Origin of the sequence: Actinomadura scrupuli (genome assembly GCF_050971785.1) — a bacterium.
In the GTDB taxonomy this organism is placed as follows: Bacteria; Actinomycetota; Actinomycetes; order Streptosporangiales; family Streptosporangiaceae; genus Actinomadura_E; species Actinomadura_E scrupuli.
Map to the genome: position 1 here is coordinate 673,681 of NZ_JBPCCU010000003.1, position 19,445 is coordinate 693,125.

The 19,445-nt window shown below is 73.9% G+C and carries 22 protein-coding genes; 7 read left to right on the forward strand and 15 right to left on the reverse strand.

Annotation, left to right across the window (positions count from 1 at the left end):
• Window positions 1-15: 15 nt before the first annotated feature.
• From ACRYCC_RS17390 to ACRYCC_RS17400, 3 genes are all read right to left on the reverse strand, one after another.
• Window positions 16-1,413, reverse strand: a complete 1,398-nt coding sequence (locus ACRYCC_RS17390; RefSeq protein WP_433813270.1) for an MBL fold metallo-hydrolase — start codon at window positions 1,411-1,413, stop codon at window positions 16-18.
• A gap of 213 nt (window positions 1,414-1,626) precedes the next feature.
• Window positions 1,627-1,896 carry a metal-sensitive transcriptional regulator gene (locus ACRYCC_RS17395; protein WP_433813909.1) on the reverse strand — a complete coding sequence of 90 codons (270 nt, stop codon included), beginning with the start codon at window positions 1,894-1,896 and terminating at the stop codon, window positions 1,627-1,629.
• An 87-nt stretch (window positions 1,897-1,983) separates the two neighbouring features.
• Window positions 1,984-2,769 (reverse strand): SDR family NAD(P)-dependent oxidoreductase, encoded by a 786-nt coding sequence (locus tag ACRYCC_RS17400; protein ID WP_433813272.1) that lies wholly within the window; start codon window positions 2,767-2,769, stop codon window positions 1,984-1,986.
• A gap of 114 nt (window positions 2,770-2,883) precedes the next feature.
• Between ACRYCC_RS17400 and ACRYCC_RS17405 the strand changes: the two genes are divergently transcribed.
• Window positions 2,884-3,258: a VOC family protein gene (locus ACRYCC_RS17405; protein ID WP_433813273.1), complete on the forward strand. Its 375-nt coding sequence runs from the start codon at window positions 2,884-2,886 to the stop codon at window positions 3,256-3,258.
• A gap of 116 nt (window positions 3,259-3,374) precedes the next feature.
• On the opposite strand, the gene ACRYCC_RS17410 is transcribed toward ACRYCC_RS17405, so the two are convergent.
• From ACRYCC_RS17410 to ACRYCC_RS17425, 4 genes are all read right to left on the reverse strand, one after another.
• Window positions 3,375-3,590, reverse strand: coding sequence for a DUF2277 domain-containing protein (locus ACRYCC_RS17410; RefSeq protein ID WP_433813275.1), 216 nt, complete (start codon window positions 3,588-3,590; stop codon window positions 3,375-3,377).
• A 47-nt stretch (window positions 3,591-3,637) separates the two neighbouring features.
• Window positions 3,638-4,519: a histidine kinase dimerization/phospho-acceptor domain-containing protein gene (locus ACRYCC_RS17415; protein ID WP_433813277.1), complete on the reverse strand. Its 882-nt coding sequence runs from the start codon at window positions 4,517-4,519 to the stop codon at window positions 3,638-3,640.
• A gap of 257 nt (window positions 4,520-4,776) precedes the next feature.
• The gene (locus ACRYCC_RS17420) at window positions 4,777-5,253 is read right to left on the reverse strand and encodes an iron chaperone (protein ID WP_433813279.1); all 477 of its coding nucleotides are present in this window, start codon (window positions 5,251-5,253) and stop codon (window positions 4,777-4,779) included.
• Window positions 5,254-5,377: 124 nt separating this feature from the next.
• Window positions 5,378-5,833, reverse strand: a complete 456-nt coding sequence (locus tag ACRYCC_RS17425; RefSeq protein ID WP_433813281.1) for a carboxymuconolactone decarboxylase family protein — start codon at window positions 5,831-5,833, stop codon at window positions 5,378-5,380.
• 178 nt (window positions 5,834-6,011) lie between these two features.
• Between ACRYCC_RS17425 and ACRYCC_RS17430 the strand changes: the two genes are divergently transcribed.
• Window positions 6,012-8,495 (forward strand): tetratricopeptide repeat protein, encoded by a 2,484-nt coding sequence (locus ACRYCC_RS17430; protein WP_433813283.1) that lies wholly within the window; start codon window positions 6,012-6,014, stop codon window positions 8,493-8,495.
• Between the two features lie 42 nt (window positions 8,496-8,537).
• Here ACRYCC_RS17430 and ACRYCC_RS17435 read toward each other — a convergent pair whose 3' ends face one another.
• Window positions 8,538-9,695, reverse strand: coding sequence for a permease (locus tag ACRYCC_RS17435; RefSeq protein WP_433813285.1), 1,158 nt, complete (start codon window positions 9,693-9,695; stop codon window positions 8,538-8,540).
• A gap of 398 nt (window positions 9,696-10,093) precedes the next feature.
• Here ACRYCC_RS17435 and ACRYCC_RS17440 point away from each other — a divergent pair, with 398 nt between their 5' ends.
• Window positions 10,094-11,755: an ABC-F family ATP-binding cassette domain-containing protein gene (locus tag ACRYCC_RS17440; RefSeq protein WP_433813287.1), complete on the forward strand. Its 1,662-nt coding sequence runs from the start codon at window positions 10,094-10,096 to the stop codon at window positions 11,753-11,755.
• A gap of 137 nt (window positions 11,756-11,892) precedes the next feature.
• Here ACRYCC_RS17440 and ACRYCC_RS17445 read toward each other — a convergent pair whose 3' ends face one another.
• Complete coding sequence (locus tag ACRYCC_RS17445) at window positions 11,893-12,699, reverse strand: UTRA domain-containing protein (RefSeq protein ID WP_433813289.1); 807 nt, start codon at window positions 12,697-12,699, stop codon at window positions 11,893-11,895.
• Between the two features lie 129 nt (window positions 12,700-12,828).
• Here ACRYCC_RS17445 and ACRYCC_RS17450 point away from each other — a divergent pair, with 129 nt between their 5' ends.
• Window positions 12,829-13,110 (forward strand): hypothetical protein, encoded by a 282-nt coding sequence (locus ACRYCC_RS17450; protein WP_433813290.1) that lies wholly within the window; start codon window positions 12,829-12,831, stop codon window positions 13,108-13,110.
• Between the two features lie 88 nt (window positions 13,111-13,198).
• On the opposite strand, the gene ACRYCC_RS17455 is transcribed toward ACRYCC_RS17450, so the two are convergent.
• The 4 genes from ACRYCC_RS17455 to ACRYCC_RS17470 all read right to left on the reverse strand — a co-directional run bounded on the left by ACRYCC_RS17455 (window position 13,199) and on the right by ACRYCC_RS17470 (window position 15,316).
• On the reverse strand, window positions 13,199-13,609 hold the full coding sequence (locus ACRYCC_RS17455) for a nitroreductase family deazaflavin-dependent oxidoreductase (RefSeq protein WP_433813292.1): 411 nt from the start codon (window positions 13,607-13,609) through the stop codon (window positions 13,199-13,201).
• A gap of 101 nt (window positions 13,610-13,710) precedes the next feature.
• Entirely contained in the window at window positions 13,711-14,112 is a 402-nt protein-coding gene (locus tag ACRYCC_RS17460; protein ID WP_433813294.1) for a pyridoxamine 5'-phosphate oxidase family protein, read from the reverse strand.
• Window positions 14,113-14,151: 39 nt separating this feature from the next.
• Entirely contained in the window at window positions 14,152-14,814 is a 663-nt protein-coding gene (locus ACRYCC_RS17465; RefSeq protein ID WP_433813296.1) for a class I SAM-dependent methyltransferase, read from the reverse strand.
• A 112-nt stretch (window positions 14,815-14,926) separates the two neighbouring features.
• On the reverse strand, window positions 14,927-15,316 hold the full coding sequence (locus ACRYCC_RS17470; RefSeq protein ID WP_433813297.1) for a winged helix-turn-helix transcriptional regulator: 390 nt from the start codon (window positions 15,314-15,316) through the stop codon (window positions 14,927-14,929).
• 108 nt (window positions 15,317-15,424) lie between these two features.
• On the opposite strand from ACRYCC_RS17470, the gene ACRYCC_RS17475 reads away from it, so the two are divergent.
• Window positions 15,425-16,075 carry an NAD(P)-dependent oxidoreductase gene (locus ACRYCC_RS17475; RefSeq protein WP_433813299.1) on the forward strand — a complete coding sequence of 217 codons (651 nt, stop codon included), beginning with the start codon at window positions 15,425-15,427 and terminating at the stop codon, window positions 16,073-16,075.
• Window positions 16,076-16,114: 39 nt separating this feature from the next.
• Here the strand turns inward: ACRYCC_RS17475 and ACRYCC_RS17480 are convergent, their stop codons facing one another.
• Window positions 16,115-17,188: an acyl-CoA dehydrogenase family protein gene (locus tag ACRYCC_RS17480; protein WP_433813300.1), complete on the reverse strand. Its 1,074-nt coding sequence runs from the start codon at window positions 17,186-17,188 to the stop codon at window positions 16,115-16,117.
• Window positions 17,185-18,381 (reverse strand): acyl-CoA dehydrogenase family protein, encoded by a 1,197-nt coding sequence (locus ACRYCC_RS17485; RefSeq protein WP_433813302.1) that lies wholly within the window; start codon window positions 18,379-18,381, stop codon window positions 17,185-17,187. The genes ACRYCC_RS17480 and ACRYCC_RS17485 overlap by 4 nt, the downstream gene beginning before the upstream one ends.
• A gap of 128 nt (window positions 18,382-18,509) precedes the next feature.
• Between ACRYCC_RS17485 and ACRYCC_RS17490 the strand changes: the two genes are divergently transcribed.
• Window positions 18,510-18,941: a PPOX class F420-dependent oxidoreductase gene (locus ACRYCC_RS17490; protein ID WP_433813304.1), complete on the forward strand. Its 432-nt coding sequence runs from the start codon at window positions 18,510-18,512 to the stop codon at window positions 18,939-18,941.
• A 41-nt stretch (window positions 18,942-18,982) separates the two neighbouring features.
• On the forward strand, window positions 18,983-19,435 hold the full coding sequence (locus ACRYCC_RS17495; protein WP_433813305.1) for a universal stress protein: 453 nt from the start codon (window positions 18,983-18,985) through the stop codon (window positions 19,433-19,435).
• Window positions 19,436-19,445: the final 10 nt, after the last annotated feature.

The window sequence follows — 19,445 nt, forward strand, 5'->3', positions numbered from 1 at the left end:
GTCCCGGCGGGCCGGTCAGTCCTGCGGGCGGGTGATGGTCAGGCCGGCGGCGGCGGCATCGGCGTAGGCGCCGTCGATGTGCACCACCCGGCGTCCGGCGCGGACCAGGAGGCTGGTGGCGGCCGCGGCCCGGTAGCCGGACCCGCAGTGCACCCACACCGTCCCGGCCGGCACCTCGGACATGCGCTGGGGCAGGTCGGGCAGCGGGATGTGGACCGCGCCGGCCAGGTGCCCGGCCTTCCATTCGTTGGTCATCCGCACGTCCAGCACGACGTCGGGGGCGGGCAGGCCGTGCGGGGCGTGCCCGCTGCGGGCGGCGGCAAGGTCGGTGAAGCCGGCGGTCTCCAGCTCGCCCAGGCGGTCCTGGTCGCCGCCTGCCCACTCGGCGGGGCTGCCGGCCGCGGCGGCGGCGGGGCGGTCGATGCCGATGCGGGCCAGCTCGCGCTGAGCGTCGGCCACCTGCTCCGCGCTGTCGCCGAGCAGGGTGATGGGCGCTCCCCAGGGGGCCATCCAGCCCAGCCAGGTCGACATCGGCCCGTCCAGGCCGAAGCTGAGCGTGCCGGCCAGATGCCGCTGGGCGAAGGCCTTGCGCGAGCGCAGGTCCACCACCCACTCGCCGGCCTCGATCCGCGCCCGCAGCGCGGCGGCGTCGGCGCTCTGGACCGGGGTGAGGTCTATCAGGTCGGCGCCGGCTGTGTTGCGTGCGCCCATGTGGGCGTAGTAGGCGGGGTAGGCGTCAAGCCCGGCCAGGGTCTCGGTGACGAAGTCGCCGGCCTCCAGCCGCAGCACGGGGTTGGCGGTGCGCTCGCGGCCGATGGTGGAGGCCGGCGCGTCGGACTGGGTGGCCGAGCAGAAGCTGCCGAACCCGTGGGTGGGCCAGATCTGCGCGCCGTCGGGCAGCAGGTCGGCCAGGCGGCGGGCCGAGGCGTGCTGGTGGCGGGCCAGGGTGTGGGCGTGCTCTTGACCGAGCAGGTCGGTACGGCCGGTGGTGCCGAACAGCAGCGACCCGCCGGTGAACACCCCCACCGGCCCCTCGGCGCCTTCCAGCACGTAGGACAGGTGATGGAACGTGTGCCCGGGAGTGGCCAGCACCGCCAGGCGCATGCCCTCCGACACCGTGACGGTGTCGCCGTCGGCCACCGCCAGCCGGTCGAAGCCGGTCTCGTCGGCCCCGGCCACCAGGTAGGCCGCACCGCTCACCCGGGCCAGCGCCAGCCCGCCGGAAACGTAGTCGTTGTGCATGTGGGTCTCGGCCACGTGAGTGATCCGCACCCCCAGCCGACCGGCCAGCGCCAGGACCCGGTCGATGTCGCGCTGCGGATCGACCACCACCGCCACCCGCCCGTCATGGGCCAGATAGGACCGGTCGCCCAGGGACGAGGTCTCCACCACCTCGACGTGGATCGTGTTCATCGTGTTCATCGTCTGCCCGCCTTCGCTCTCGTTCACCTACCGGCATCCGGGTCGTTAGGTACCGGTCCTTCGGGCCGAACCACCTCCCGGCCCGCGGTCCCCACCGCGATCCTGGGCATACCCCGGGGGGTATACGGAGGACGAACGGATGCCCTGCTCATGGACGGGTCCCGGGTGCCGGCCCGGCACGCGGGAACGCCCGCCATCACCCGGTCAGGACAGGGCCAGGAACAGCTTCTCCAGCCGCTCGGGACTGATCGGGGGGGTCTCTCCCCGCTCCCGCGCCGCTTGGCACTGCTGCAACCCCGTCGATATGATCTTGAATCCGGCGCGGTCCAGAGCCTTGGACACCGCCGCCAGCTGGGTGAGCACCCGCTCGCAGTCCTCGGCGTTCTCGATCATCGCGATCACCCCGCCCAGCTGGCCATGGGCACGCTTGAGCCGGGTGAGCGCATCGGCCAGCACCGTCGCGTCCATCTCCATCCGCACCACCTCCTCGCCCAGCATACCCCCCGGGGTATACCGGTGCTCGCGGGCCCCGTTGCGGCCCTGCTCTCGGCGCCGACGGAATCAGTGCGCCGAGAAGCCGCCGTCCACGAAGATCGCCTGGCCGGTGACGTACTCCGCGGCCGCGGAGGCCAGGAAGACCGTGGCCCCGGCGAAGTCGCGGGGCAGGCCGTTGCGGCCGACCATGGTGCGGCCGGCCAGCGCCGCGACCCGCTCGGGGTCGGCGGAGACGTGCGCGTTCAGCGGAGTGAGCACGAAGCCGGGAACGACGGCGTTGCAGCACACCCCGTGCGGCGACCAGGCCTCGGCCTGGGACCGCGAGAGCGCGACCAGGGCGGCCTTCGACGCCCCGTACGCGCCGCTGTTGAGGAAGGCGCGGAAGGACTGCTGCGAGGCGACGTTGATGATCCGCCCCCAGCCGCGCGCGGCCATCGCCGGGCCGAACCGCTGGCCCAGCAGGAACGGGGCGTCGAGGTTGACCGCCATGGTCTGGTCCCACTGGGGCTCGGTCAGCTCGCCCAGTGGCGGGCGCAGGTTGATGCCCGCGCAGTTGACCAGGATGTCCGGCTCCCCGAACGGCTTCACCGCCTCCTCCGCCCCCGCGCGCACGGCGTCACGGGAGCTCAGATCTGCGCTCACCCAGGCGACGCGGCAGCCGTGGGACTCCAGTTCGCGCGCCGTCGCGGCGAGCTCCTCCTCCCGGCGGGCGATCAGGACGACGGCGGCACCGGCCCGGCCGAGGGCCTGCGCCATGCCGCGGCCGATGCCGGAGCTGCCGCCGGTCACCACGGCCACCCGGCCGGTGAGGGAGAACAGCTCCTCGAGATATGCGGAGGGATTAGTAGGCACCTGCGCACCTTAGCCGCCACCGGCCCTCGCCCGTACCTGACAGGGGATGGCAGGCAGGGGTCCCCACCATGGGGTTCGTGGCCGGAGCGGCCCGACCGAGCGAAGGAGCAACGAATGTCTGCCATAGGCCAGTTCATCGCCGTCAACCTGGACTGCGACGATCCGCAGCGGCTCGCGGCGTTCTACCAGCGGCTGGGCGGCGGTGAGATCACCTACAGCGAGGAGGGCTCCGCCGCCACGGAGCTGGCGGGCGGGATGACGCTCTACTTCCAGCGCGCCGACGGCCACCGGCCGCCGACCTGGCCCGACCCGGCGGTCCCGCAGCAGTCCCATCTGGACTTCTACGTCGACGACCTGGACAAGGCCGAGTCCGCGCTGGCCGAGCTGGGCGCCACGAGGCCGCAGTTCCAGCCCGGCGCCGACCGGTGGCGGGTGCTGGCCGACCCGGCCGGCCACCCCTTCTGCATCTGCGTGCGGAGCGGCGGCTGACACTCGCCGTGCCCCCGCCGGGCCGGCGCGGCCTGGCGGGGGCGGGGTGAACCTGGCGAACATCGTCATCGCCGTCTCCCGCAAGGACCCGGTGTCGCCACGGCCTGCGCGAGGCCCTATCGGGCGGCGCCGCGTACCTGGATGGTCGCCAGGAGCTCGGCGGTGGCCGCCGCGACCTCGGCGACGGCGCGCTCGAACGCCGCGGCGTTGTGCGCGGCGGGGGAGCGGAACCCCGACACCTTGCGGACGTACTGCAACGCCGCGGCGTGCACGTCCTCGTCGGTGACGTCGTCTTCGAACGGTGGGCGAAGGGTCTTGATGCTGCGGCACATGACCCCATTGTCCCCCTCGGCCGCCGGCGACTTCCAGGATCTGGGGGTCAGCGGGGCCGGGTGGGCCGCGGCCGGTTCGCGTCCAGGTCGGCGAGGTCGTGCAGCACCGGCTGCAGGCGCGCGACCTCCTCCATCACCTTGGCCGCCGTGCGCGACCACTGGGCCTCGTCGGGATACATCAGCGCCTCCTCCAGATGGAGGCGGATCGCGGTGATCGGGGTGCGCAGGTCATGGGACACGTCGAGGTTGTGCCGCCGTAATCGCTCGAGCGCACCCTCGAGCCGGGCCAGCGCGTGGTTCATGGTCTCGGCCAGCCTCCTGACCTCCTGGTCCGTCGCGGGCACCGTGACCCGGCGATCGAGGCCGGAGGTGATGATGTCGGCCAGCTCGGCCCGGATGGTCTCGAAAGGCGCCAGCACCCGGTGGACCGACCGGTAGGTCCCGGCGGCCGCCAGCGACGCCACCAGCACCGTCACCCCGGCCAGCGACCAGAGCAGCGCGGCGCTCCCGTACACGGCCGGCGCCGGCCCGGCGGCGTAGGCCACCCAGGGGCCGTCCGCCTTGGAGAACCGGATGGAGACGACGGTCATGCAGCCCCGCAGGCCGGCCGGAGGGCACAGTTCGTGCACGGCGCGCAGGGTGTCCTTCTCGGCCGGAAAGGGGGCCATCGGTGCGTTGCCGGTGAGCTGCCGGGTGGCCGCGACGACCTGCCGGTGAGCGTCCAGCACCTGGATGGCCGTGGCGCCCTCCGCCGGTACGACGGCGGGCAGGCGATCGGCCTTGGCCAGCACCACGGCACGTTCGGCGGCCTTGGAGATGCGATCGGTGCCGGCGACGACGGCCCTGTCATACGCGCTGACGAGGATCAGGACGCTGATCCCCAGGCATACCAGAGCGGCGAGCCCGCCGATCATCGATGCCTTCCGCACCGGGAGCGACCATCGAGTCCGTAACACGCCACCTCCCACCGAAAGCATCCCGCATCATCTGCTCCGGTACCGGCCAAGCCCACGCCAAGACCCGACAAAGCTTCGATATCGGGCGTGACCGCGGGCGGTGACGGCGCCGACGGTCAGCCGGGTCTCGCCGTCCAGGAACCTGACCCTGAAGGGTCGGGCGGCCCGGGGAATCGGACCCCCGGGCACCCGACCGGCGGAGACGGCCATGGTCACGGCAGGTGGAGCGGTCAGCTCGCCGCTCGCCTGACCAGTGCGCCGATCCTCGCCTCGTTGCCGGCGGTCAGCTCCGTCAGGGCGAAGGCGGTCGGCCACATGGCGCCGTCGTCGAGGCTCGCCACATCGTTGAAGCCGAGGGTCGCGTACCTCGACTTGAACTTCTGCGCGCTCTGGAAGAAGCAGAGCACCCTGCCGTCCTTGGCGTAGGCGGGCATCCCGTACCAGAGCCTGGGCGCGAGGGCCGGTGCGGCGGCCTTGATGATCTCGTGCAGCCGTTCGGCGATGACCCGGTCCGCCTCCGTCATCTCGGCGATCTTCGCGAGCACGTCGCGCTCCCCGTCCGCCTTGGCCTTGCCCGGGCCGCGGCGCGCGGCCGTCTTCAGCTCCTGGGCGTGCTCTTTCATCGCGGCTCGTTCTTCGTCGGTGAACCCGTCGAACTTCGTGCCGGCCGCGGTGGTGCTCCTGGTGGCCTTCGGCGTCGCGTTCATGGTGGCGGTCTCCTTGTCCGTGGATCTTGGTAAGGGGCGGCGGCTTCGCCGGAAGATCCGGGGGGCCGATGAGGCGGGGGTCCCGGGCCGCGGGTTCGTGCGCGCCGCCCGGGACCCGCACGCCTTACCCCCATGCGCCGGCGATCTGCCGGGTGGTGGCGTTGAGCCGGTTGAACATGTTGGTGACGCCGATCATCAGGACGATCGCGGCCAGCTGCTTCTCGTCGAAGTGGGTGGCGGCGGTGTCCCAGATCTCGTCGCTCACGGCGTCGGCGCGGTCGGCGAGCCGCGTCGCGGCCTCGGCCAGCGCGAGCGCCGCCCGCTCCTGCTCGGTGAAGTACGGGGTCTCCCGCCAGGTGACGACCGTGGCCAGCCGCTCCTCGCTCACTCCGGCCTTACGGGCGGTCTTGGCGCCGCCGTCCACGCAGGCGCTGCAGCCGTTGATCTGGCTGACCCGCAGGTGCACCAGCTCCAGGATCTCCCCGCTCACCCCACCGGAGTGCACGGCCTTGAAGATCTCCTGGATGGGCTGCATCGCGCCGGACAGGACGACGGCGGGGTTCTGCATACGAGACTGCATTTCGGTTCTCCTTCTCCGGGGCGGCGCCCCCTTCTCTCGGGGGCGTGCCTCCATCTCAGCCGGAGGGGCCTACCATGACGACGGCGCCGGGACACCCTGGGACAGTCGAAACGGCCCTGAACAGCGGCGACCCGGCCCGGAGAACTTCCGCCGGGCCGGGACAGGGAGGCGGGGAACGGTGGATGTGCGGCAGCTGAGCGGCAAGGCCGGCCCGCAGGAGGAGCTGGCGGCCCGGCTGCGCCTGGTCCAGGAACTGTCCGGGCGCGGCGTACGGGCCCTGGCGCGGGACACCGGCCTCAGCTCATCGTCACTGTCGCGCTATCTCAGCGGCCAGACGGTACCGCCCTGGCCCGCGGTGATCGCGCTGTGCCGTCTCGTCAAGCGCGACCCCCGCCCGCTGCGCCCCCTGTGGGAACGGGCCTCCAATCCTTTGCCGGCGCCCCCGAGGACCAGCCGCCAGGTCCAGCCCCCGTCGCCGCCCGCCGGGGCGCCGCGCCCGCCCCGCAACGATCTGCCGCGCGACGCGCCCGACTTCACCGGACGCGAGGCCGAGCTCGCCGCCGTGCTCGCCGCGGTGGACGGCAGCCGGGTGGTCGCCGTCGACGGCATGGCGGGCGTCGGCAAGACCTGCCTGGCGGTGCACGCCGCGCACCGGCTCACCGCCGGCTACCCCGACGCCCAGCTCTATGTGGACCTGCACGGGTTCACCGCCGGGCGGGAACCGCTCGATCCCGACCCCGCGCTGCGGACGTTGCTCGCCGCCCTCGACGTGCCGTCAGAGAAGATCCCGCAGGAGGGCGGCATCGAGCCGCTGGCCGCCTGCTGGCGGTCGGAGCTGGCCCACCGGCGGGCCGTCGTGGTCCTCGACAACGCCGCCGACGCCGACCAGGTCCGCCCGCTGCTGCCCGGCGCCGGCCCCTCCGTCGCCCTGATCACCAGCCGCAACCGGCTGCTGGGCCTGGACGAGGTGCCCCCGGTCTCGCTGGACGTGCTGACCCCGCAGGAGAGCGCGCAGCTGCTGGCGCGCGCCAGCGGCGACCCGGGCGGGTCGGACGGCCGGCTGGCCCGCGACCCCGAATCCGCCGCCGAGGTGCTGCGGCTGTGCGGCCATCTGCCGCTGGCCCTGCGGCTGGCGGCGGCGCGGCTGCGGCACCGGCCGGGCTGGACCGTGGGCATCCTCGTCGAGCGGATGGCCGAGGGCGCCACCGAGTTCGACACCGCGTTCGCGATGTCCGTACGGCAACTGGACCGGGCGCAGCGCCGCTTCTTCCGGTTGCTGGGCCTGCTGCCCGGCTCGACCTTCGACGAGTACGTGGCGGCGGCGCTGGAGGACATACCGCTGCGCGGCGCCCGGGCGATGCTGGAGGACCTGCTCGATGCGCACCTCGTCCAGCAGCCGGCGGCCGGCCGCTACCGGTTGCACGACCTGGTGCGCCAGCACGCGCGCCGGGCCGCCACCGAGCAGGACTCACCGGCGGAGCTGGAGCAGGCGCTGGGCCGGGTGCTCGACTACTACGTGCACGCGGCGGCCGCCGCCGACGCCGCGATGTCGTACCTGTCTCCCAGCCTGGAGGTCTCCGCGGGCCCGCCGCCGGCCGAGCTGCCGGAGTTCACCGACAAGCACGCGGCGCTCTTCTGGTTCGGTACGGAGTACACCAACCTGATGGCCGTCTTCGAGGCGGCGGTCGCCGCCGGAGCCGACGCGCACGTGTGCGAGCTGCCGCGGTTCATGCGGGCCTTCTTCGCGCGGCGCTGCGGCACGACGCACCTCAACGTCCTCTTCGAGCGCTCGCTGGTCGCCGCCCAGCGCCTGGGCGATCCGCAGCAGCTGGCCGAGGCGCACAGCGACCTGGGCTTCGCCCGCTACAACGCGGGCCGGATGGCGGAGGCCGGTGCCGCCTACGAGGCGGCGGCACCGCTGGTGTCCCACGTGGGCGACACCCGGTCAGCGGCGGAGCTGACCATGCGCCGCGGCTACCTCGGGTGGGATCAGGGGCATGTCGAGGAGCCGCTCGAGCTCTTCCGGCGGGCGGGCAGGCTGTACGCGGACGCCGGCTGCCCGACGGGCGCGGCCCATGCGACGGCGTACGAGGCCTGGGCGATGCTGCAGCTGGGACACCACGAGCAGGCGGCGCGGCTGGCCCGGGAGGCGCTGGAGATCCCGCACCCCGACCCCGCCTGGCCCCCCACGCTGACGGCCCGGATCACCCTCGGCGTGGCCATCGCCCACGAGGAACCCGACGCGGCGATGGAGCACCTGGAGCAGGCGCTCGCGCTGGCCCGCGAGGACGGGCACAAGCACAACGAGGCGTGGTGCCTCAACTGCCTGGGCGTCGCCCTGCGGCGGATGGGCCGGTACGAGGAGGCGCTCGCCGCCCACCGGCAGGCGTTCGCGCTGCTGGACGAGCTGTTCGAGGAACACTGGAAGATCCATTTCCTCAACGGCTACGCCGAGACCTGCCGGCTTGCGGGCCTGCCCGAGGAGGCCCTGCGGCTCCACCGGCAAGCGCTGGAGCTGGCCCCGGAACTGGGATACCGGTACGCGGAGGCGCTGGCCCACGAGGGAATCGCGGCCGTGCTCGACGGGACGGATCCGCCCGCGGCCGCCGGGCACCGCGCGGCGGGGCAGGCCATCCTGCGGGAGCTCGGGCCAGGGGCCTGAGCGGATCGCTTCCCCGGTGCGGCGCCGTACCGGCGGCGGGACTCAGCCCGCACCGTGGTCATGGTGGTCGTCGGGCGGGCCGCCCATCATGGCGAGCATGCGCACCCCGCCGGTGCGGACGAACCGCAGCACCAGCACGGCGGCGAGCAGCAGGAAGGCGATGTTGAGCCAGGTGGTGTAGTTCCAGGACAGGTGGGACTCCATCACCGTCGCGTGGCGGTGGGCCGGGATCAGGCCGGCCGCACCGAAGATCAGTTCGACCAGGTAGCCGGCGATCACCATGGCCGTGTAGAAGGTGACGGTGATGAACAGCGCCATGCGCGGGCCGTAGTACTTCCGGTAGATGTTGATGATCGGCAGGATGATCAGGTCGGCGAAGATGAACGCCACGACCCCGCCGAAGCTGATGCCGCCGTTCCACAGCACCGCGGCCAGCGGCACGTTGCCGATGGAGCAGACGAAGGCGGCCACCGCGACGAGCGGGCCGACCAGGGGACCCCAGATCGCGGCGGCGACGGGGTGGCCGGTCAGGAAGAACGCCTGCCAGAACGAGGCGGGCACCCAGGCGGCGATCGCGCCGGCGATGAGCAGGCCGACGACCAGGTCCCCCAAGATCGCGGCCCATTCCATGACGAACACGTGCGAGATCGACGTGAGCGCCTCGCCGGAGAACAGGCGCCGCGGAAGCGAACCGGCGCGCCGCACGGACATGTCCATGGCGGCGTGCCCCTCCATCGACCCGGCCAGGCCGCGCCCGGCCTGGTCGCGTGCCTCGCGCAGCAGCCGTTCGCGCAGGAACAGCCGGAACAGCACCGCCAGCACCACGATCATGATCGGGCCGCCGACGAACTCGGCGGCGGTGAACTGCCAGCCCATCAGCAGGGCCAGGATGATGCCGAGCTCGGCGACGAGGTTGGTGGAGCCGATCTCGAACGCCATGGCCGCGGTGAAGCCCGCGCCCTTGCGGAACAGTGAGCGGGCCAGCGCGACCGCGGCGTAGGAGCACGAGGACGACGCGGCGCCGAGCCCGGCGGCCAGGGTCAGGGTCCGGGGGCGGTCGTCGCCGAGCAGCCCCACGACGGTGGACCGGGGGACGATCGCCTGCACCACCGCCGACAGCGTGAACCCCAGGATCAGCGCCCACAGGATCTCCCAGGTCATCGAACCGGCGATGGCCAGCGCGTGGCCGATGGCTCCCATCCGCACGACCTCCTCGGCACTCCCATGCCCCTCCGGTGCCGCGGCGAACCGGCCGCCGGTCTCACCCGAGCCGGGCGAACCCGGTCAGCGTGCGGCGCGCTCCGGGTGCGGGGAGCACCGGCGCGAGCGGTTGAGGTAGAGTTCGAGGGTCCTGTCGTCTCCGATTGAGGTGGACGTTGCGCATCTGAGGTCCGCGAACATCGCGCGGTACGGCATCGGCCGTACGCCCGTCACGCCGCAGCCGGCCTTCCCGCCGCCCGTGACCCCGCGTAGATGCGACCTCGGTGCCCGAGCCGTCCTTCACCTCCGGAGGGCCGCACCCCCCGTCCCGGCCTGGTCGCCGCGTGGTGCTCGCATACGAAGCCCTGACCACCGCGCTTGCGACTGCGAGAATCCACATGTCCCATCCCCTCACCCCCAGTGCCTCCGTGACCTGCTCGGACCTGTCCTTCCAGTGGCCGGACGGCACGACCGTCTTCGACGGGCTCTCCGTCAGTATCGGCCGGGGCCGCACCGGCCTCGTCGGCGCCAACGGCACCGGCAAGTCCACCCTGCTGCGGCTGCTGGCCGGCCGGCTGCGCCCCTCCCAGGGGTCGGTGACCGTCGCCGGCACCCTCGCCTACCTTCCGCAGAACATCACCCTCGACACGGCCCTGCGCGTCGACCGGGCGCTGGGCATCGCCGGGCGGCGTGCCGCGCTGCGCGCCATCGAGGCCGGTGAGGTGAGCGAGGAGCACTACGAGACGATCGGCGACGACTGGGACGTCGAGGAGCGGGCGCTCGCGACGCTGGGCTCCCTGGGGCTCGGCGACGTCGGGCTGGACCGCACGGTGGGTGAACTGTCGGGCGGGGAGACCGTCCTGCTGCGCCTGGCCGCGCTGCTGCTGGAGCGCCCCGAGGTCCTGCTGCTCGACGAGCCGACCAACAACCTCGACCTGTTCGCGCGCCGCCGCCTCTATGAGGCCGTCGGCTCGTGGCGCTCGGGGGCGCTGGTCGTGGTCAGCCACGACCGTGACCTGCTGGAGCGGGTGGACCGCATCGCCGAGCTGCGCTCGGGATCGGTGAGCTGGTACGGGGGCGGCTGGTCCGCCTACGAGGAGGCCGTGGCCACCCAGCAGGAGGCGGCCGGGCGGATGCTGCGGGCCGCCGAGGCGGACGTGCGCCGCCAGAAGCGCGAACTCGAGGAGACCCACATCAAGCTGGCCCGCCGGCAGCGGCACAACAAGAAGATGGACGCGCAGCGGCGGGCCCCGAGGATCGTCGCCGGCGAACGCAAGCGCTCCGCGCAGGAGTCGGCGGACAAGCTCCGCGGCCTGCAGGAGGACCGGCTCGAGGGGGCGCGCGAACGGCGCGAGGAGGCCGCGGAGGCGATCCGCGACGACGCCGAGATCCGGGTGAGCCTGCCCGGCACCGCCGTGCCCGCGGGCCGCACCGTCCTGAGCCTGCACGGCCTGCGCCCCCGCTTCGGCAGGCTGCGCGAAGCCGACCTCCAGGTGCGGGGGCCCGAACGCCTCGCGCTGGTCGGGCGCAACGGAGCCGGTAAGACCACGCTGCTGCGCACCCTCACCGGGGAGCTGGCACCGCTGTCCGGCGAGGCGAGGACGTTCGTGCCGCTGCGGTTCCTCCCGCAGCGCCTGGACGTGCTGGACGAGGAGCTGAGCGTCGCCGCGAACGTGGCCCGGCTGGCTCCCGGGGTCACCGACAACCACATCCGCGCCCAGCTCGCGCGGTTCCTGTTCAAGGGGGCACGCGCCGAACAGCCGGCGGGCACCCTGTCGGGCGGGGAACGCTTCCGCGCGGCCCTCGCGGCGACGATGCTCGCCGCACCGGCCCCGCAGCTGCTGATGCTGGACGAGCCGACCAACAACCTCGACCTGGCCGCCGTGCGGCAGCTGACGAGCGCGCTCGGCTCCTACCAGGGCGCGCTCGTGATCGCCAGCCACGACCTGTCCTTCCTGGAGACTGTCGGGATCACCCGCTGGCTGCTGGTCGGGCAGGAGCTCCAGGAGACCACCGCCGGGGAGGTCCGCGACCTGCTCGAGTCCCCGGCGGCCGGCTGAGGGCCTCCTCCCGGCGGCAGGCGGCCGCCGGGAGGAGGTGGCAGCGAGCGCGCCCACCTCGGCCGGCATCCCGGGGGTGCGGGTGATGACCGGGTGCACCCTGCGGGGCGGCGGGTCCGCCGCGGGCAGGGCGGGGGTCAGAACTCGTCGAGCCCGCCGACCTGGCCGATGGGGAAGATGTGGCGGGTCGCGGCGCAGATGGTCTCGAGGATGTGCACCGGGGTGCCCTCGGAGGAGTAGGAGGCGCGCAGCACCTGCACGACCCATTCGCCGGGGTCGAGCTCTAGGGTGTCGGCCTCGAACCGGGTGGCCGGGCGGCAGGTCAGGGTCTCCTCGGCGTGACCGAAGGCGTAGCCGAGCGCGGTGATCGCCGCCTGCAGTGACGGGGTGACGAACTCCGGCTCGGCGATGCGGGTGCCGCCGAACAGGTCGGCGCGGAAGTACGAGGTCGCGATCCGCACGGGTGTCTCGTTGGCGGTCATCATCTTGCGGCGTGCCACGATCTCGTCGCCGGGCTGGACGCGCAGGCAGGCGGCCACGTGCTCGCTGGCGGCCTCGAGGCCGACGTAGAGCATCCTGCGGTCGGGGCGGATGCCCTGCCGCTCGGCCTCGACCAGGAACAGGCTCACGCTCCCGCGGGTGGCCGGGTCGGTCGGCAGCGCCCGCTGCACGATCACCTTGGGGCTCTGGCTGACCGGCTGCTCCGGTGCCTTGGCGGCGGGGCCCCGGCGCATCTGGGAGATCCGGCCGGGGGTGACGCCGAGGGCGCGGGCGATCTCTTCGAGGCCGTGCCCGGCCTCGCGCGCCTCGGCGATCGCGCCGCGCCGGATGCGGGCCGCCTCCTCGGTGAGTCCCTGTTGCTGGGTCATGGCGTGGCTGACGGCCCGCGCCCGCTCGATCGGATCGGCGATGGCGGAGATGTCCCGCAGTGTTCTCAGGTCCACGTGCTCGCTGCTCCGGTCCTCATTTGGCGAAGTTTAGCCCCACTATTGCGCATGCACGGAGCGTGTCCCTATGCTCACCTAACAGCGACTTTAGACCCCCTAAAGATCCCGATTCGCTGAGGTGAGCACGTGGGCAAGGCGACGTCTGGTGACGATGATCGGTTCGTGGCGGGGCGGGGCGCCGCCGAGTGGCGGGCGCTCGCGGAGGAGTTCCCCGAGTGGCATCTGTGGTGCTCGCGCGGCGGCGACGGCGAGCCGCGCGCGCTGATGGCCACCCGCCGCCGGATGCTGACCGACACCGAGATCGACGCCGGTCTCGCCCGCACCCTGCCCATGGGCTTCCACGGCGACCTGCGCACGCAACTGGCCGAGCAGGCCGAGCGGGAGGACGCTCTGCGGGACGGCCCCTGACGGGGCTCCGCGGCGGGGCCGTCGCCCGGGGGGTGCGGGCGGGCGGCGGCCCGGCCGGCGCGGTCGGGAAGGGGGCCGGCCGCGCCGGTCAGGTGTGCAGCGCGACCACGGGGATGACCCGGGACGTCTTGGCCTGGTAGTCGCCGAATCCGGGGGCGATCTCGACGAAGCTGGCGTAGAGGCGGTCGCGTTCCTCGCCCTCGATCACCGCCGCGGTGGCCTGCAGCGTGCTCGTGCCGGTCTCCACGGTGACCTGCGGGTCGGCCAGCATGTTGTGGTACCAGGCGGGGTGGGAGGGGGCACCCGCGGCGGAGGCGGCGACGATGATCCGGTCGCCGTCGCGCAGGGACATCAGCGGTACGGTGTGGCGCTTGCCGGTCCGGGCGCCGGTGGTGGTCAGCAGCACCAGGTCCGCTCCCTCGAACGGGCCGCCGACCTTGCCCGCGTTCGCCCGGAACTCCTCGATGATCTTCTGGTTCCAGTTGTCCGGCGCTGTCATGGGGTGGTCCTTTCGTCGGCCAGGTCAGGTTCGTGGCACTGAGATGCAAGATCCACAATATGTCAGGCGCCGGTTCATCTGGGCCGGCCGCGTCCCGGCCGTCAGCCGTGGCCCATGGCGCGGTCGAGGGCGATCTCGATGACGACGCGTTCGGGGTTCGGTTTCGGCTGCCGGTAACGGTCGGCGTAGCGGCGGACCGCCTCGGCCACGGCGGCGGGGTCGTCGGAGACGGTGGCGACGCCCTCGAGGGTGGCCCAGCGGGCGCGGTCGACCTGGCAGACGGCCACCCGCATGCCGCCCGGTCCGGCGGCGGTGATGTTGCGGACCTTGCGGCTGGCCCGGTGCGCGATGATCCGGGCGAGTCCGGCCGCGGGGTCGTAGGTGACGCCGACCGGGACGACGTGCGGGGTGCCGTCGGGCCGCTGGGTGGTGAGCGAGCACAGGTGGTATTCGTGCCAGAAGGCCAGGTAGGCGGCGTCGGGCTGGGTCGGATCGAAGGACATGGGCAGTGAAGGTACCGCTCACACCGGCGACCACGGGTTTCAGACCCGCCAGATCGTCACCTGTTTGACCTCGGCGTCCTCCAGGCACCGCGAGGTCGGCACCGTCTGGCACGCCACGGGGGTGAAGCACTCCCGCGGGAGGTAGGCGCGGCCCGGGTCGCCGACCAGGACCCGCGCGCCCCGGGCCCGGGCCCGCCGGAGGAAGGGCAGCACCCTGCGCGCCATGGGCTCCTCGTAGAACACGTCCCCGGCGAGCACCACCTCGGCGTCGCCGCCGTCCCCGTCGAGCAGGTCCTGCAGGGTGACGCCGACGGCGGCACGGTTGGCGGCGGCGTTGAGGGCGATGGCCGCGGCGGCGAGCGGGTCGACCTCCGCGGCGGTGACGGCCGCGGCGCCGGCCAGCGCCGCCGCGATCGCGACGAGACCGGAGCCCGAGGCCAGGTCGAGGACGGTACGGTCCCGTACGAGGGCGGGGTGGTCGAGGACGTGGCGGGCCAGCGCCAGCCCGCCGGCCCAGGCGAACGCCCAGAACGGCAGCCGCCCGGCCTGTTCCCACAGCCCGTACACCTCGTCGCCCGTCGCGCCGCCTGTCCCACTGCCCGTTCCGGCGGCGAGGTGCAGGCGCAGTTCGGGCACGTACGGCACCCGGGTCAGGCGGGTGTGCGCGCGGACGAACGCCCGCTCCCGCGGCGTGCCGGTCACCGGCGTCCTCAGCCGCCGCCGGGGCGGGAACGGGCGGGCCCGCCGCGCCGCCCGGTGCTGAGCCCGGCCGGGGCGCCGGTGCCCGCCGCCGCGGGCCGCGCCGGGTGCCGGCTCAGCGGTCCGGCCACGGGCCGGCCGGGGCGCGGTCGTGGTAGGCGTCGCGGGCGTCGAGGAGCTCGGGCAGGTGACTGCGCGACCAGGCGCAGCAGGCGGCCATGGGCTCCAGCAGGGTGCGGCCGAGCGGGGTCAGCTCGTACTCGACCCGGGGCGGGATCTCTGCGTAGGCCGAGCGCGTGATCAGCCCGTCGCGTTCCATGGCCCGCAGCGATTCGGTGAGCACCTTGGGGGTGATGCCGCGCAGGGGCACCTGGAGCTCGGTGAAACGCCGTGGCCCCTCCCGCAGACAGGAAATGATCTTGGCGGTCCATTTGCCGCCGATCCGGATCGGGGCGGGGCCGGGCGCGCATCCGGCGAACATCTCAGGGTCCAGTGGCCGACTCACTCTCGCCAAGGTACGTAACTATCGTTGCGGAAACCAGGACCTCGCCGACTAGCGTCCGCGCCATCGGCCCGCGATCACCGCGGGCCCGGGCCGGACGGAGTCCCCACCATGAGCAAGATCGTTATTTTCGGCGCGGGAGGGCGGGCGGGCCGCCGTGCCGTCGCCGAGGCCGCCGCCCGCGGGCACCAGGTCACGGCGGTCGTGCGTGACCCGGCCCGGCACCCGGACCTGGCCGGTGCCGGGGTGGACGTCGTCGCCGGTGACGTCACCGACGCCGGCGGTGTCGCCGCGGCCGCCGCCGGGCACGACGCGGCGATCAACGCCGCCGCCCGGCTGGACGTGCCGTCGCGGGAGTTCTACACGGCCGCCACGCGGGCCCTGCTGGAGGGGCTGGAGCGGGCGGGCGTCGGGCGGCTGCTGGCGATCGGCATCGGCACCACGCTGGAGACGGCGCCCGGTGTGCGGGTGCTGGACGCGCCCGGCTTCCCGGCGGAGGCACGCGCGTTCTCCCTCGGGCACGCGGCCGAGCTGGAGGTGCTGAATGCCGCGGGCCCGGGGGTCGACTGGGTGGTGGTGGCCCCGCCGCCGACCGTGCTGGACGACCAGGCCCCGCGCACCGGCCGGTACCGGACCGGCGGGCGGCAGGTGCTGCCCGCGGGGGAGGGGGCGGTGTTCTCCTACGCCGACCTCGCGGTCGCCCTCATCGACGAGATCGAGACCCCCGCCCACCACCGGGCGCTGGTCGCCGTGGCGTACTGAGACCCGCCCCCGGGGGGCGATGCCCCCCGGGCGGGCGGCTCAGCCGGGCAGGTCCACCAGGCCCGCGAGGGCGGCCCGGTGCCGGTCGGGGGTGCCGAGCGCGATGGCCGTGCTCTTGGCCCGCTTGAGGAACAGGTGCGCGGGGTGCTCCCAGGTGAAGCCGATACCGCCGTGCATCTGCACGCACTCCTCGGCGGCCCGGACGGCGACGGCCGAGCAGTGCGCCTGCGCGACGGCGACCGCGACCGGGGTGTCGGGGTCGCCGTCGGCGGCGCAGGCGGCGGCGTACCGGGCCACCGCACGCGCCTGGGTGATCGCCACCCACAGGTCCGCGAGCCGGTGCTTGAGCCCCTGGTAGGAGCCGATGGGCCGGCCGAACTGGTAGCGGGTCTTGAGGTACTCGACCGTGATCTCCAGGCAGCGTTCGGCCAGGCCCAGCTGCTCGGAGGCGAGCACGGCCGCGCCGGTCAGCAGGCCCGCGCGCACCGCCGTCTCACCGCGGGCCACCGGCCGTGCCGGGGCCGCGGTGAACCGCAGGTCGCACAGCCTGCGGGTCATGTCCAGCGACACCACCGGGGTGCGGGTCACGGCGGACGCCTCGACCGCGTACAGGTCGCCGCCGGCCGGGACCAGCAGCACGTCGGCGGGCAGCGCGTCGGCGACGCTGCGCACGGTGCCGGTGAGCACGTCCCCCTCCGCGGTGACGGTGGCCGGGTAGGGGGCGTGCGGGTCGGTGGAGAACGGCACCGCCAGCGCCGCGGTGCGGGCACCGGCGGCGAGCTCGCCGGTCAGGTCCGGGTCGCCGGCGGCGAGCAGCGCGGCGGTGGCGATCACGGCGCTGCCGAGGAACGGCACGGGGGCGACCGCGCGCCCGAGTTCCTCGGCCACCACGGCGGCCTCCCGCCAGGAGGCGCCGGCCCCGCCGAGTTCCTCGGGCACCGCCAGCCCCGCGCAGCCGAGCTCGGTGGCGAGGGAGCGCCACAGCTTCGGATCGTAGGGCTCGTCGGTCTCGGTGCGGGCGAGCACCGACGGCCAGGGGGCCCGGTCCTCGAGCAGGGCGCGTGCCGCCGAGCGCAGGTCGTTCTCGTCGTCGCCGTAGAGCAGATCGGTCACTTGGGCAGGTCCTTCCACGCGACGTTCTTGTCGACCCGGATCTCACCCGGCAGGCCGAGCACCCGCTCGGCGATGATGTTGCGCAGGATCTCCGAAGTGCCGCCCTCGATGGAGTTGCCCTTGGCCCGCAGGTAGCGGTAGCCGGCGCTGCGGCCCACGAAGTCCACGGTGTCGGGGCGGCGCATCGTCCAGTCGTCGTAGCGCAGCGCGTCCTCGCCGAGCAGCTCCAGCTCGAACCCGGAGATCTCCTGGTTGAGCTTGGCGAAGGCGTACTTGGCCGCGGACCCCTCCGGGCCGGGCTGCCCGGCGGCGAGCTGCTGGCCCAGCCGCAGCCCGGTCAGGCGGGCCGCCTCGGACTCCACCCACAGCCCCAGCAGCCGCTCGTGCAGGCCGGGGGTGCGCAGCTCGGGCCGCTCCCGCCAGGTGCCGGAGACGATGCCGATCATCGCGTACTCGCGGGGCACCGAGCCGCCGCCGATGGCGACCCGCTCGTTCATCAGCGTGGTCTGCGCGACCCGCCAGCCGTCGCCGACCTCGCCGAGCCGGTGGGCGTCGGGGATGCGGACCTCGGTGAGGAAGACCTCGTTGAACTCGGCCTCGCCGGTGAGCTGCCGCAGCGGCCGCACCTCCACCCCCGGGGCGGTCATGTCACAGGCGAAGTAGGTCATGCCGCGGTGCTTGGGAACGTCGGGGTCGGTGCGGGTGACCAGGATCGCCCAGCGCGCCTCGTGCGCCATCGACGTCCACACCTTCTGGCCGGTCACCACCCAGTCGTCGCCGTCGCGGACCGCCCGGGTGCCCAGCGCCGCCAGGTCCGATCCGGCACCGGGCTCGCTGAACAGCTGGCACCACACCTCCTCACCGGTCCACAGCGGCCGCAGCCAGCGCGCCTTCTGCTCCTCGGTGCCGAACCCCAGGATGGTGGGGGCCGCCATGCCCAGCCCGATCCCGATGCGGCGCGGCTGGTTGTCGGGCGCGCCCGCCGCCGCGAACCGCTCGTCCACCCGCTGCTGCAGGGACCGGGGAGCGCCGAGCCCGCCGAGCCCGGCCGGGAAATGCACCCAGGCGAGCCCGGCGTCGAACCGGGCGCGCAGGAACTCCAGCCGCCCGGTGGCGGCCGGATCGTGGGCGGCCAGGAAGTCTTCGACGCGGCGGCCGAGGGCCGCCGCGTCCACGGGAGGTGTGCTCACCATCGGGTCTCCGTAGGGGCGACGAAGGGGGCTGTCGGTTCCCTGCATAACATACCGACTGGTCGGTCCGGCGCGTTGGGCGCCCGGGTGAGGCAGGATCGAGGAACGACCACATGCGGGAGGGAGAGCCCATGGCCGATCAGGACGCCCTGCGGAAGCTGCTCGGCGAGGGGAGGCGCGGGGTGCTGGTGACGCTGCACGGTGATGGCAGGCCGCAGCTGTCGAACGTCGTCTACGCCTACGACGACGACGCCCGGCTGCTGCGGGTCTCGATCACCGACGACCGGGTCAAGACCCGCAACCTGCGCCGCGACCCGCGCGCCGCCTTCCACGTCACCACCGACGACTTCTGGGCGTACGTCGTCGCCGAGGGCACCGCCGAGCTCAGCCCGGTCGCCGAAGACCCCGGCGACGCCACCGTGGAGGAGCTGATCGGGCTCTACCGCACCCTGCAGGGCGAGCACCCCGACTGGAACGACTACCGGGCCGCGATGGTGCGGGACCGGCGGCTGGTGCTGCGCCTGCACGTCGACCGCGTCTACGGCCAGCCGCCCCGCGGCTGAGGCTCCGCGCGGCGACCTAGTGTGAAGAGAGGGGAGGGGTGATGGCAGCCGAGGCGTTCTTCGAGCTGGGCACCGACGGGCCCAAGGTGATCGTGACGGGGGTGGACGGGTCGGAGACCTCGTTGCGGGCCGCCGCGTACGCGTGGGGCCTGGCCCGCCGCCAGGACGCCCGCCTGGTCCTGGTCCACGTCGCCGGGGTCGGCGGGCTGGGCGCGGCGACCCCGGGCGGTGCCGTGGCGATGCGCGAGGCCGACCAGCAGGTCGCCGACGAGCTGCGGGCCGAGGCGAAGCAGGCCGCCGCGCACAGCCCGGTCCGCTACGAGTTCCGTGACGAGCGCGGTGACGCCTTCGCGGCGCTGGCCCGCGTCGCCGACGAGGTCAAGGCCGACGCCGTGGTGGTGGGCGCCTCCGCGCAGGCCGGGCACCGCCTGATCGGCTCGGTCGCGGTACGGCTGGTGCGGGCGGGCCGCTGGCCCGTGACCGTGGTGCCGTGACGCCGGGGCG

Excerpts from the sequence above, each read along its gene's own strand:
- ACRYCC_RS17390 (WP_433813270.1), bottom strand. The coding sequence starts at position 1,413 with ATGAACACGATCCACGTCGAGGTGGTGGAGACCTCGTCCCTGGGCGAC.
- ACRYCC_RS17395 (WP_433813909.1), bottom strand. The coding sequence starts at position 1,896 with ATGGAGATGGACGCGACGGTGCTGGCCGATGCGCTCACCCGGCTCAAG.
- ACRYCC_RS17405 (WP_433813273.1), top strand. The coding sequence starts at position 2,884 with ATGTCTGCCATAGGCCAGTTCATCGCCGTCAACCTGGACTGCGACGAT.
- ACRYCC_RS17410 (WP_433813275.1), bottom strand. The coding sequence starts at position 3,590 with ATGTGCCGCAGCATCAAGACCCTTCGCCCACCGTTCGAAGACGACGTC.
- ACRYCC_RS17420 (WP_433813279.1), bottom strand. The coding sequence starts at position 5,253 with ATGAACGCGACGCCGAAGGCCACCAGGAGCACCACCGCGGCCGGCACG.
- ACRYCC_RS17425 (WP_433813281.1), bottom strand. The coding sequence starts at position 5,833 with ATGCAGTCTCGTATGCAGAACCCCGCCGTCGTCCTGTCCGGCGCGATG.
- ACRYCC_RS17435 (WP_433813285.1), bottom strand. The coding sequence starts at position 9,695 with ATGGGAGCCATCGGCCACGCGCTGGCCATCGCCGGTTCGATGACCTGG.
- ACRYCC_RS17440 (WP_433813287.1), top strand. The coding sequence starts at position 10,094 with ATGTCCCATCCCCTCACCCCCAGTGCCTCCGTGACCTGCTCGGACCTG.
- ACRYCC_RS17455 (WP_433813292.1), bottom strand. The coding sequence starts at position 13,609 with ATGACAGCGCCGGACAACTGGAACCAGAAGATCATCGAGGAGTTCCGG.
- ACRYCC_RS17460 (WP_433813294.1), bottom strand. The coding sequence starts at position 14,112 with ATGTCCTTCGATCCGACCCAGCCCGACGCCGCCTACCTGGCCTTCTGG.
- ACRYCC_RS17475 (WP_433813299.1), top strand. The coding sequence starts at position 15,425 with ATGAGCAAGATCGTTATTTTCGGCGCGGGAGGGCGGGCGGGCCGCCGT.
- ACRYCC_RS17485 (WP_433813302.1), bottom strand. The coding sequence starts at position 18,381 with ATGGTGAGCACACCTCCCGTGGACGCGGCGGCCCTCGGCCGCCGCGTC.
- ACRYCC_RS17490 (WP_433813304.1), top strand. The coding sequence starts at position 18,510 with ATGGCCGATCAGGACGCCCTGCGGAAGCTGCTCGGCGAGGGGAGGCGC.
- ACRYCC_RS17495 (WP_433813305.1), top strand. The coding sequence starts at position 18,983 with ATGGCAGCCGAGGCGTTCTTCGAGCTGGGCACCGACGGGCCCAAGGTG.